At 56.6% G+C, this 11,812-nt stretch carries 15 protein-coding genes and 1 tRNA gene; all 16 read left to right on the plus strand.

Going from position 1 to position 11,812, the window contains the following annotated elements; all coding sequences use genetic code 11:
* Positions 1-204 precede the first annotated feature (204 nt).
* The 16 genes from ACTJLA_RS03345 (at position 205) to ACTJLA_RS03420 (ending at position 11,810) form a co-directional block, all read left to right on the plus strand.
* A complete protein-coding gene (locus ACTJLA_RS03345) occupies positions 205-1,929 on the plus strand; it encodes a tetratricopeptide repeat protein (protein WP_314550806.1) in 1,725 nt (574 codons plus the stop codon).
* Between the two features lie 4 nt (positions 1,930-1,933).
* Positions 1,934-2,551, plus strand: a complete 618-nt coding sequence (gene lolB / locus ACTJLA_RS03350; RefSeq protein ID WP_314550803.1) for a lipoprotein insertase outer membrane protein LolB — start codon at positions 1,934-1,936, stop codon at positions 2,549-2,551.
* Between the two features lie 49 nt (positions 2,552-2,600).
* On the plus strand, positions 2,601-3,404 hold the full coding sequence (gene ispE / locus ACTJLA_RS03355; RefSeq protein ID WP_232103882.1) for a 4-(cytidine 5'-diphospho)-2-C-methyl-D-erythritol kinase: 804 nt from the start codon (positions 2,601-2,603) through the stop codon (positions 3,402-3,404).
* Between the two features lie 37 nt (positions 3,405-3,441).
* Positions 3,442-3,516, plus strand: a tRNA-Gln gene (locus ACTJLA_RS03360).
* Positions 3,517-3,562: 46 nt separating this feature from the next.
* A complete protein-coding gene (locus ACTJLA_RS03365) occupies positions 3,563-4,504 on the plus strand; it encodes a ribose-phosphate pyrophosphokinase (protein WP_003171603.1) in 942 nt (313 codons plus the stop codon).
* Between the two features lie 137 nt (positions 4,505-4,641).
* On the plus strand, positions 4,642-5,241 hold the full coding sequence (locus ACTJLA_RS03370; protein WP_003188351.1) for a 50S ribosomal protein L25/general stress protein Ctc: 600 nt from the start codon (positions 4,642-4,644) through the stop codon (positions 5,239-5,241).
* A 167-nt stretch (positions 5,242-5,408) separates the two neighbouring features.
* The gene (gene pth, locus ACTJLA_RS03375; protein ID WP_054921813.1) at positions 5,409-5,993 is read left to right on the plus strand and encodes an aminoacyl-tRNA hydrolase; all 585 of its coding nucleotides are present in this window, start codon (positions 5,409-5,411) and stop codon (positions 5,991-5,993) included.
* A 22-nt stretch (positions 5,994-6,015) separates the two neighbouring features.
* On the plus strand, positions 6,016-7,116 hold the full coding sequence (gene ychF, locus ACTJLA_RS03380; RefSeq protein ID WP_014716830.1) for a redox-regulated ATPase YchF: 1,101 nt from the start codon (positions 6,016-6,018) through the stop codon (positions 7,114-7,116).
* A gap of 370 nt (positions 7,117-7,486) precedes the next feature.
* Positions 7,487-8,404 (plus strand): sigma 54-interacting transcriptional regulator, encoded by a 918-nt coding sequence (locus ACTJLA_RS03385; protein WP_440840642.1) that lies wholly within the window; start codon positions 7,487-7,489, stop codon positions 8,402-8,404.
* 181 nt (positions 8,405-8,585) lie between these two features.
* Complete coding sequence (locus tag ACTJLA_RS03390; protein WP_034128085.1) at positions 8,586-8,753, plus strand: hypothetical protein; 168 nt, start codon at positions 8,586-8,588, stop codon at positions 8,751-8,753.
* A 53-nt stretch (positions 8,754-8,806) separates the two neighbouring features.
* Positions 8,807-9,169: a hypothetical protein gene (locus ACTJLA_RS03395; protein WP_057977397.1), complete on the plus strand. Its 363-nt coding sequence runs from the start codon at positions 8,807-8,809 to the stop codon at positions 9,167-9,169.
* Between the two features lie 6 nt (positions 9,170-9,175).
* On the plus strand, positions 9,176-9,964 hold the full coding sequence (sctJ, locus tag ACTJLA_RS03400; RefSeq protein ID WP_060764129.1) for a type III secretion system inner membrane ring lipoprotein SctJ: 789 nt from the start codon (positions 9,176-9,178) through the stop codon (positions 9,962-9,964).
* A 169-nt stretch (positions 9,965-10,133) separates the two neighbouring features.
* Positions 10,134-10,499, plus strand: coding sequence for a type III secretion protein (locus tag ACTJLA_RS03405; RefSeq protein ID WP_374935844.1), 366 nt, complete (start codon positions 10,134-10,136; stop codon positions 10,497-10,499).
* A gap of 24 nt (positions 10,500-10,523) precedes the next feature.
* On the plus strand, positions 10,524-11,096 hold the full coding sequence (gene sctL / locus ACTJLA_RS03410; protein WP_054897137.1) for a type III secretion system stator protein SctL: 573 nt from the start codon (positions 10,524-10,526) through the stop codon (positions 11,094-11,096).
* Between the two features lie 104 nt (positions 11,097-11,200).
* Entirely contained in the window at positions 11,201-11,419 is a 219-nt protein-coding gene (locus ACTJLA_RS03415) for a hypothetical protein (RefSeq protein WP_034128090.1), read from the plus strand.
* Between the two features lies 1 nt (position 11,420).
* Positions 11,421-11,810, plus strand: coding sequence for a type III secretion system chaperone (locus tag ACTJLA_RS03420; RefSeq protein ID WP_034128091.1), 390 nt, complete (start codon positions 11,421-11,423; stop codon positions 11,808-11,810).
* Positions 11,811-11,812: the final 2 nt, after the last annotated feature.

The raw sequence follows: 11,812 nt of genomic DNA on the forward strand, positions 1-11,812 counted from the left end.
GGAGCGAGCTTGCTCGCGAAAATCGTCAACGATAACGCGGCAAGCCGGGCGCCCAGCGGCGCTCTCAGGTTTTTCGTCAGCAAGCTCGCTCCTACAAAGGAAAGGCAAAAGGCAGCAATAGTCGTATTCCGAGTGCCCCGGTTATGTTTGGCCGAAGGCTTGTGTCATGATGATCCGACCGCAGGTTAGTCGTCCTCTTCCTATATGAATAGATCTTCCGCGTTGCTCCTCGCTTTTGTCTTCCTCTGCGGCTGCCAGGCCATGGCACCCGTGTCGCCGGACGCTACGTCGCCGGTGGAAGACAGCACTCCCGCCCCTGAAAAACCCAAGGTTTATTCCTCGTTCAGTGAAGAAACGATCTACAGCCTGCTGACAGCTGAGCTGGCCGGCCAACGCAATCGCTTTGATATTGCGCTGGATAATTACGTGACCCAGGCCATCAACACCCAGGACCCGGGGATTTCCGAGCGAGCGTTTCGCATCGCCGAATACCTGGGCGCCGACCAGGCAGCGCTGGACACCTCGCTGATCTGGGCCAAAAATGCCCCGGATGATCTGGAAGCCCAGCGCGCCGCAGCCGTGCAACTGGCGCGTGCCGGGCGCTATGACGACTCCATGGTTTATATGGAGAAGGTCCTGCAGGGCAAAGGCGACACACATTTTGACTTTCTTGCGCTGTCGGCCGCCGACACCGACCAGGACACGCGCAACGGCCTGATGAAGAGTTTCGATCGCCTGCTGCAAAAGCACCCGAAGAACAGCCAGTTGATTTTCGGCAAGGCCCTGCTGCTGCAACAGGACGATGAAGCCGACGCCGCGCTCAAGCTGCTGGAGCAGAACCCGCCGGAAGAAGGTGAAATCGCGCCCATCCTGTTGCGTGCACGCCTGCTGCAAAGCCTTAACCGCGGCAAGGAAGCGATTCCGCTGCTGGAAAAAAGCATCAAGAAATACCCCGGCGACAAGCGCCTGCTCCTGACCTATGCACGTATGCTGGTTGAGCAGGACCGTATGGAAGACGCCAAAGTGCAGTTCGCCAACCTGGTCCAGCAATACCCGGACGACGACGAACTGCGTTATTCCCTGGCATTGGTGTGCCTGGAAGCCAAAGCCTGGGACGAGGCCAAGGGCTACCTGCAAGAGCTGATCGAACGTGACAGCCACGTGGACTCGGCGCACCTGAACCTGGGCCGCATCGCTGAAGAGCGCAACGACCCTCAAGCGGCCCTGCTTGAATACGCCCAGGTCGGCCCCGGCAATGATTATCTGCCAGCGCAGTTGCGCCAGGCCGATATCCTGATGAGCAACGGCCGCACCGACGAAGCGGAAAAACGCCTGGCCGCGGCCCGCGATGCCGAACCGGACTACGCCATCCAGCTGTACCTGATCCAGGCCGAGACCTTATCGGCCAACAAACAGGGCGAACGCGCCTGGAAACTATTGCAACAAGCGTTGCTGCAATACCCCGACGACTTGAACCTGCTGTACACCCGCGCCATGCAGGCGGAAAAACGCAATGACCTGGCACAGCTGGAAAAAGACCTGCGCCTGATCATCAAGCGTGACCCGGACAACGCCATGGCCCTTAACGCCCTGGGCTACACCTTGTCCGACCGCACCACGCGCTACGCCGAAGCCAAGGTGCTGATCGAACAGGCTCATGCGCTCAACCCGGAAGACCCGGCCGTACTCGACAGCCTGGGCTGGGTGAATTACCGCCTGGGCAACCTCGACGAGGCCGAACGCTTGCTGCGCCAGGCACTGGAGCGTTTTCCGGACCAGGAAGTTGCCGCACACTTGGGCGAAGTGCTCTGGGCCAATGGCAAGCAGCGCGAAGCCCGACAAATCTGGGAAAAATTCCTCAAGGAACAACCCGACAGCCCTATCCTGCGCAGCACCATCAAGCGCCTGACCGGATCCGAGACCCTTTAAATTTATGTTCTTGCGCCACGTTATCGTTTTCAGCTTCATCGCCCTGCTCGCCGGTTGCGCGGGCATCGGCAGCCGTGAATCCGTTGAAGGCCAGGGCAACCCGGCCCAATGGAAACAACACAAGGATCAGCTCAGCAGCATCGATGGCTGGCAGATCGAGGGCAAGGTCGGAGTACGTGCGCCGAAAGACTCTGGCAGCGGCACGCTGTTCTGGCTGCAGCGCCAGGACTATTACGACATTCGCCTCTCGGGCCCCCTGGGCCGTGGCGCGGCCCGCCTGACTGGCCGGCCAGGGCAAGTGAGCCTGGAAGTGGCCAACCAGGGCCGCTACGAGGCAACCTCCCCGGAAGAATTGCTGGAGCAGCAAATTGGCTGGAAGTTGCCCGTCTCGCATCTGGTCTGGTGGGTGCGCGGTCTGCCGGCGCCGGACAGCAAGAGCCGTCTGAGCCTCAATGGCGACCGCCGCCTCGCCACCCTGGAGCAGGATGGCTGGCAGGTCGAATATTTGAGCTACGTGGAGCAAAGCGGTTATTGGCTTCCCGAACGTATCAAGCTGCATGGCACCGACCTTGATGTCACGCTGGTGATCAAGGACTGGCAACCGCGCAAACTGGGGCAATAACGTGTCCGCACAAAAATTGACCCTGCCCTCCCCGGCCAAGCTCAACCTGATGCTGCACATCCTCGGTCGCCGTGAAGATGGCTACCACGAGCTGCAGACGCTGTTTCAGTTTCTCGACTACGGTGATGAACTCACCTTTGCCGTGCGCGACGATGGCGTGGTCCAGTTGCACACCGAATTCGACGGCGTGCCCCACGACAGCAATCTGATTGTGCGGGCGGCAAAAAAACTTCAGGAACAATCTGGCTGCAGACTCGGCATCGATATCTGGATCGACAAAATTCTGCCCATGGGCGGAGGTATCGGTGGCGGCAGCTCCAATGCCGCGACCACTTTGTTGGGCCTCAATCATTTATGGCAACTGGGCTGGAACCACGACCGCCTTGCTGCGCTGGGCCTCACGCTGGGCGCCGACGTCCCGGTTTTCGTGCGGGGGCACGCCGCATTTGCTGAAGGCGTCGGGGAAAAACTCACCCCTGTAGAGCCCGAAGAACCTTGGTATGTCGTGCTGGTGCCGCAAGTATCTGTAAGTACAGCAGAAATTTTTTCAGATCCGTTGTTGACACGTAACTCTTCTCCCATTAAAGTGCGCCCCGTTCCCAAGGGAAACAGTCGAAATGACTGCTTACCGGTTGTAGCAAGGCGTTATCCAGAGGTACGTAACGCTTTGAATTTGTTAGGTAAATTTACCGAAGCAAAATTAACCGGAACTGGAAGTTGTGTGTTTGGGGGCTTCCCAAGCAAAGCTGAAGCTGATAAAGTCTCGGCCCTTCTTACAGAGACCCTTACAGGGTTTGTAGCAAAAGGAAGCAACGTTTCGATGTTGCATCGCAAGCTGCAAAGTCTGCTCTAAAAGGAACCGAGTGTTAGGCACTCGTTGCAACAGATACAGGGGCGTCGCCAAGCGGTAAGGCAGCAGGTTTTGATCCTGCCATGCGTTGGTTCGAATCCAGCCGCCCCTGCCATTTTCTAATACTCATCCAGGTTACCCTCAGCCTCTAGGTACTGCGCGTGTCCAAGATGATGGTCTTTACGGGGAATGCCAACCCCGATCTGGCTCGACGTGTCGTACGTCAGCTGCATATCCCTCTCGGTGACATCTCTGTCGGTAAATTCTCCGACGGCGAAATTACAGCCGAGATCAATGAAAATGTCCGCGGTAAAGACGTCTTCATTATTCAGCCGACCTGCGCTCCGACCAACGATAACCTGATGGAACTCGTCGTGATGGCTGATGCCTTCCGCCGCTCCTCAGCGACTCGAATCACAGCTGTAATCCCTTACTTTGGTTATGCCCGTCAGGATCGCCGTCCGCGCTCCGCACGTGTAGCTATCAGCGCGAAAGTCGTTGCTGACATGCTGACCGTGGTAGGTATCGACCGTGTGCTCACGGTTGACCTGCACGCTGACCAAATCCAGGGGTTCTTCGATATTCCAGTAGATAACATCTACGGCTCCCCCGTCCTGGTGGATGACATCGAAGACCAGCGCTTTGAAAACCTGATGATCGTGTCCCCGGACATTGGTGGCGTCGTGCGTGCACGGGCTGTTGCCAAATCCCTGGGCGTGGACCTCGGGATCATCGACAAACGCCGTGAGAAAGCCAATCACTCTGAAGTGATGCATATCATCGGTGATGTCGAAGGGCGCACCTGTATTCTGGTTGATGACATGGTCGACACCGCCGGCACCCTGTGCCACGCGGCGAAAGCCTTGAAAGAGCACGGTGCAGCAAAAGTCTTCGCCTACTGCACACACCCTGTGCTGTCGGGCCGAGCGATCGAGAACATCGAGAACTCCGTGCTGGACGAACTGGTGGTGACCAACACCATCCCGTTGTCCGCCGCAGCTCAAGCCTGTGCACGTATCCGCCAACTGGATATTGCACCGGTCGTTGCCGAAGCGGTTCGCCGCATCAGCAATGAAGAATCGATCAGCGCGATGTTCCGTTAAGGGTCAAACCAACGGATCACCTCACTGACGAAAAGCGCCCCGCCCCAGCATTCCGCTGGGGCGGGGCTTTTTTGCCCATATCGAGTTCGGCGCTGGTCGCAAACGCCCCTCGATGATGGCTATTTTGGAGATACAACATGAACGAATTTACTCTGAACGCCCAAGCGCGTACTGACCTGGGGAAAGGTGCGAGCCGCCGCCTGCGTCACGCCGCCAACATCCCAGCCGTTGTCTACGGTGGTAACAAGCCTGCTGAATCCGTGACCATCCTGGCCAAGGAAATCGCCAAGCTGTTCGAAAACGAAGCTGCCTACAGCCACGTTATCGAGCTGAACGTCGACGGCGCCAAGCAGAACGTCATCGTTAAAGCAATGCAGCGTCACCCTTCCAAGCAGTTCATCATGCACGCTGACTTCGTTCGCGTTGTAGCTGGCCAGAAACTGACCGCCATCGTGCCTGTGCACTTTGTGGGTGAAGAAGCTCCGGTCAAGAAAGGCGGCGAGATCTCTCACGTCCTGAACGAAATCGAAGTGACCTGCCTGCCGAAAGACCTGCCTGAGTTCATCGAAGTCGACCTGTCGGCTCTGGAAATCGGCGCCATCGTTCACCTGTCCGACCTCAAGGCCCCTAAAGGCGTTGAGTTTGTTGCACTGGCTCACGGTGATGACAAAGCTGTTGCCAACGTTCACGCTCCACGCGTTGCTCCAGAAGAAGCTGAAGAAGGCGCTGCAGAGTAATTCACTCTGTATTGCCGGAGCTTGAGGAAACATCGCGGACCGAAACGTAGCGAGAAAGCGGGCGATAACGCGGCGTTTACTCTTGAGTAAATGATGTAGTGTCGTCCACTTTCGCCGCATCTGGGTACGGCGATGTTATCCACAACTCCAAAGGAAGGGCCCCTGTCGTGACTGCCATTAAACTGATCGTTGGCCTGGGAAATCCAGGCGCCGAATACGAACAGACCCGGCATAACGCGGGGGCCCTTTTTGTTGAGCGTATCGCCCACGCCCAAGGCATCAATCTGGTGGTCGATCGCAAATATTTTGGCCTGACCGGGCGCTTCTCGCATCAGGGTCAGGATGTTCGTCTGTTGATTCCCACCACCTACATGAACCGCAGCGGCCAGGCTGTCGCGGCGCTTGCGGGCTTCTTCCGGATCAAACCCGAAGAAATCCTGGTGGCCCATGACGAACTGGACCTGCCACCCGGCGTAGCCAAGCTCAAGCTCGGCGGCGGGCATGGTGGGCACAATGGCCTGCGTGACATCATCGCGCAGTTGGGCAATCAGAATAATTTTTACCGTCTGCGGCTCGGCATTGGCCACCCAGGCGTTGCCAGTATGGTTTCAAATTTCGTCCTGGGTCGTGCGCCACGCGCCGAACAGGAAAAACTCGATGCCAGCATCGATTTTGCCCTCGGCGTGCTGCCGGATATCTTCGCCGGTGAATGGAACCGTGCGATGAAAAACCTGCACAGCCAGAAGGCTTGACTCTTATCCGAGGGGAAACACCATGGGATTCAATTGCGGCATCGTCGGCCTGCCCAACGTCGGCAAGTCCACCCTGTTCAACGCCCTGACCAAGTCCGGTATTGCGGCGGAGAACTTCCCCTTCTGCACCATCGAACCCAACAGCGGCATCGTACCAATGCCGGACCCGCGTCTTGACGCACTGGCGGCCATCGTCAATCCCAAGCGCATCCTGCCGACCACCATGGAGTTCGTCGACATCGCGGGCCTCGTCGCCGGCGCCTCGAAAGGTGAAGGCCTGGGCAACAAGTTCCTGGCCAACATCCGCGAAACCGATGCTATCGCCCACGTGGTCCGCTGCTTTGAAGACGAGAATGTGATTCACGTCTCCAACAGCGTAGACCCCAAGCGCGACATCGAGATCATCGACCTGGAACTGATCTTCGCCGACCTCGACAGCTGCGAAAAGCAACTGCAGAAAGTCGCGCGTAACGCCAAGGGCGGCGACAAGGATGCAGTGGTCCAGAAGGGCCTGCTGGAGCAGTTGATCGCGCACTTTACCGAAGGCAAACCGGCGCGCAGCCTGATGAAGAATATGGGGGCCGATGAGAAGGCCGTGATCAAGGGCTTCCACCTGCTGACCACCAAGCCTGTGATGTACATCGCCAACGTTGCCGAAGACGGCTTTGAGAACAACCCGCTGCTCGACGTGGTCAAGGCCATTGCCGACGAAGAAGGCGCCATCGTTGTTCCGGTGTGTAACAAGATCGAAGCGGAAATCGCCGAGCTCGATGACGGCGAAGAAAAAGACATGTTCCTCGAGGCCCTGGGCCTGGAAGAGCCGGGCCTGAACCGCGTGATCCGCGCCGGCTACGAAATGCTCAACCTGCAGACCTACTTCACCGCCGGTGTCGAAGAAGTCCGCGCCTGGACCGTCAAGGTCGGTGCTACCGCGCCACAGGCGGCTGGCGTGATCCACACCGACTTTGAGAAAGGCTTTATCCGCGCTGAGGTGATCGCTTACAACGACTTCATCCAGTTCAAGGGTGAAGCCGGTGCCAAGGAAGCCGGTAAGTGGCGCCTGGAAGGTAAGGATTACATTGTCAAAGATGGCGATGTGATGCACTTCCGTTTCAACGTGTAAGCGTTAGCTGAACCTCTGCCCGATACAAAAAAACCGACGCGTTGCGTCGGTTTTTTATTGCCTCCTGTTTCTACCTGCCACCCAACTAAAAGCCCCACACATAGAAAACTTAATCACTCATAACCCTTGATCGATTTAAACGATGAATCCTTCAAGCCTTAAGTCTTCTCCTACACTAAAGATTCAACAACCATCAAGAATGCACTTGAACAATACAGCGCCCTGACATAGTTAATATTTGACACGCTCTCGCGCAGTATTTTCATACTAATAAGCACGATGACATTTTTGATTATTTGCGCTCTACTGACCGCACGCCAACAGCGTTCTATCAACAGTGAAGTGATAGCGATAGTGGAGCACCCTGACTATGTCAGCCTCTTACAAGACAACAAATGAGACATACTTCCCTTCTGTTGAAACCTTGGATATCGAACGTACGCTCAAGAGTACCGCAGCGCTCGATATCGATATTTTGTTGTTGGGGGAGACGGGTACTGGCAAGGATACCCTGGCCCAACGAATCCATCGTTTGTCGAGGCGACGAGGTCATTTTGTCGCAGTGAACTGCGCCGCCATCCCGGAAAGCCTCGCAGAGAGCCAACTGTTCGGCGTCAACAGCGGCGCCTATACAGGAGCAGTGCAATCACGTGCGGGTTTTATCGAAACCGCACACCTGGGCACCTTGTATCTGGATGAAATCGACAGCATGCCGCTTTCCATGCAGGCCGAACTGCTACGTGTGCTGGAGTCACGTGGCGTCGAGCGCCTGGGCTCAACCCGGTTTATCCCGGTGGACATGCGAGTCATCGCCTCTGCGCAACAATCCCTGCATGAGATGGTCGAGCAGGGAAAGTTCAGGCGCGACCTGTATTTCCGCCTGAACGTCGTAAATATCAATCTGCCTGCGCTGCGCAATCGCCGTGACCGAATCGTCCCGTTGTTCCTGAGTATGATTCAAGAGGAAGCCGAGCACTATAAGTGTCTCGCCCCAAACCCTTGCAGTGAGCTAGTCCAACAGTTGCTGTGCCATCCATGGCTGGGGAATGTGCGTGAACTGCGCTCGACTGCCAAACGTTTCGTGCTGGGTCTGGCGCCATTATCAAGCTCGCCCTCGAACGCTACAAACCAACCCACCAACCTGAAAGAACGCCTGCAACAAATCGAGAAAGCTCTGATTGAAGAGTCGCTGCGGCGTCATACCTACTGTGTGGACGAGGTGGCTGTAGAGTTGGGCATGGCAAAGAGAACGCTTTACTACCGAATGAAACAACTAGATATACAGTAGCCCGCTGCTCAGCCCACACCGAAGACACCTTCAGACACACCCTTTAAGTAAAAGCGGGAACCATATTCGAGCCTGAACCACACAAGGATGAGCCTGATATATTTAGTGCCTATCGGCAGCAACACTATTGCAACTACGCATCAAGGCTCAAATGTCATTTCTTAGATAGCGGAGCATCACTATGAGTATTTCTGGCATCAACCCGCAAAGCTACCACCCCCCGGTCACCGGTGGCGAAAACGCAGACCTTAAGGCAGAAAGGAAGCAACTGCTTCGCGAATCCATGAAAGAAAGCAATGAGGCGTTCAGGATCAGTGAGCAGAAAAAGAACAACGACGCGCTGCGTTAAATAGCTTCACCGCCCTTGGTCATCAAAGGGCGGGTTTCCCCTTAGAGGTCCATATGCAAATAGAAGAAGTCGACGTATTACGCGAATATCAAAACGGCCTTACAGCCCACAGGTCCCCTACCCAACCTACGCACCACAGCGAAGATGCGAGCTTTTTCAGCGCGTTATTGGCCCCCTCGATGCAACGGGTTACCGCCACGCCATCCGCGAACGCACTGACCGACGCTTTGCAGTATTTGGACAAGGCTAAAAGTGGTATGAGTCGAGGTCTCAAGGACTTCAACAATGAGTTCAAAGAAAAAAATCGGCTCAACTACACCCCCAATCTTTCAGACTCCATTCTACTGACCCAAACCCTGGTGAAGTGCGTCGGCAAGGGCGCGCAATGTCTAGAAAAAATCAGCAACCTGCAGTAGGAAAAAATGACTCGTTTTCTATCCGTCGGATTAGTTTTCTCGCTGGCGCTGATGCTGGGCGGCTGCGGCGAAAGTGTCGAACTGCATCGCCAACTCTCCGAGCAGGATGCCAATGAGGTCATCGCGGAACTGGCTGACAAACACATACGCGCACAAAAAGTGCCTGCCAAGGACGGCGTCGTGGTGCGTGTCAATGCAGCCGATATCAGCCGCGCCGTTCGCACACTGGAAGCGGTCGGATTGCCCAAGGTCGCCCGTGCCACGATGGGGGACACCTTCCGCAAGGAGGGCGTCATCTCTACGCCACTGGAAGAGCGTGCCCGGTATATCTATGCCCTGTCCCAGGAGTTGGAGGCGACCCTGTCAAACATCGATGGGGTCATCGTCGCTCGTGTGCACGTGGTGCTGCCCGAACGCGTGGCTCCCGGTGAGCCCGTCCAACCCGCCTCCGCCTCAGTGTTCATCAAACATGACCCACGACTGGAGCCCGACAGCATCCGCGCGCGCGTACGCAGGATGGTATCCAGTAGTATTCCTGGCATGACCACTGCACTGGATAACGCGCAGAAGCTCACGGTGGTTTTTGTACCGGCAACGGCTTACCAGGAACAACAACGCCTGAGCTACTTCGGTCCGTTCCTGATCCCCGAGGAAGACATCGGTTTTTGGCGTACCGCTATGAGCGCTCTGGTTATCGGCGCGATACTGACACTCGCCTTGGCGCTGTTCTGGCGCATACGAAGCCAACGATCCAGGCAGGAACCTGTCGCCCCAGCGCCTCTAGCGAATGAGTGATCATCTGGCCTGGGCCCAATGGTGGGCAAGTCCGTGGCAGTTTTCGCACCCGGACGCGACCAGCGCTCACGTCTACCACGCAGTACCCGCCTTGTGCCGCAGCCAACCCGCGCTGGCGTGCGCAGCGTTGGGCATCGAGCCATGCCTGCCTCCCCCTCCCTGTGCAACGGTGCTTGGTTTGGCCCTGGCTTCACGGGAGCAGTTCGATCTGGCGATAGCACTGCTGGAGCTTACGTGCCATCCCAACCTCGACAGCCCCTTGTGCGATGAACACCGCAAGTGGTGTGAGCGCCTTGCCAAGGCGCTACACCCTGACGCCCTGTTGCAGCCGGAGGATGATCCAATGCAATTGCTGAGGGCCTGGGTCGAGCCTGCTGTCTGGCAACGCCTTCGTCTGCGCTTGCCGCCTGACCGGGTGCAGGCACTTGAAACCACACACCTGCCATTTGACGATGCGCATGGCCGGCTCAATACGCTGTGGCAGGCGATTGTCTGGCGTATCGACGCAACGGGTAGTGAAACAACTCGTCGTTAACGGCAACACACCAGAGCATTGTCTATGTTGACCCAACGCAAAATCGAATTGCACGACGGCGCTTCCGGGCAGCCAAAAGTACTGATTACCCGGGAGATGCTCGCCGATTGCTTTCAGTCCGCGCAGTTGCTAGATAGCGCACGGGCCCAAGCTGAAGAGCTGCTGCGCCAGGCGGTTGAGCATCGTGAAGAAATGCTTGAGCAGGCCCGCCTCGACTTCTGGTCACGCGCCCACGCGCAACTCAGTGCGTGGGAGCGCCAACGCAAGGCGATGTGTGACAACCTCGAACACTACGCAACATCCATCGCCAACCGAGCCTTCCACTGCCTGTTGGAGGAAGTGCCTCCCCCAAAGCGCCTTTCGGCATTGGTCAAACAGTTGGTAACGACGCAAATTCCACCTATGAAGGCCACCCTGGTTTGCAACCCGCTCGAGCATGAGCAGATAGCCCAAGCCTTGGTCCAGCTGGGCTCTACACCTTGGAAGCTTCGCCCCGATGACCAGGTCAAACCTCAATCGCTGCTACTGGAAACAGATGAAGGCGATTTTCGGATCGACTGGGCCTCGATGCGAGAAATATTGTTTACAAACTTGTAGGGACATAGCGGTAGAGGCGGGCGATATCTTTAAAAAAATTTCTTCCGATGGAACTGGTGGCAAACAACCCGCCACACAGTTCAGACACATCTGGAGTAAAAATCATGGACTTTCACGGAAACCTGAAAAACCATCTATTGAGGCAAGTTCAGGCTGATATCAAGCGGGTGAATACGGCCTATAAAGATCCGGAAGCGCTCGATGCAGATATCGATTACTTCAGCAACCTCATGAAACAACAGAAGCTCTCAGTCATCGCGTTCAACGAACACACGCGCTCCAGACATACACTGCTCAAAACAGCGCTGGATGGCGTGCAATAAGTTGCAAGCACTCCTTGCCGGTTGGCTGAATGGCCACGAAGAGCAGCTCACCTTGTTTGAGAGCGACGACGAAATCATCTTTCAACGCGTTTCGAACAGACTGCTGGTAAAGGTCCAGTTGACCCAGGCGGGCGATCACAAAGCCCAGTTGCGCACCTGGATGCGCCTGGGAGGCCCTAGCCTGAGCTATTTTCACGGTGCAGTTGCATTGGCGCCGACCACCGGTGCGCTTTGGCTTATTCAATGCGTGGAGAGGGGGCACGGCGAAGCGCTGGCGAAGTGTCTCGAGTCCCTCCTCAACCAACGCGACACCTGGCGCGCCGTCGTCGCGCGCCAGGCGCGGCCTGTACGCACATTCATATCCACGTCGCTGCGCTCGACACCGTACTAACC

Origin of the sequence: Pseudomonas sp. 22072 (assembly GCF_052046095.1) — a bacterium.
Lineage (GTDB): Bacteria > Pseudomonadota > Gammaproteobacteria > Pseudomonadales > Pseudomonadaceae > Aquipseudomonas > Aquipseudomonas paracarnis.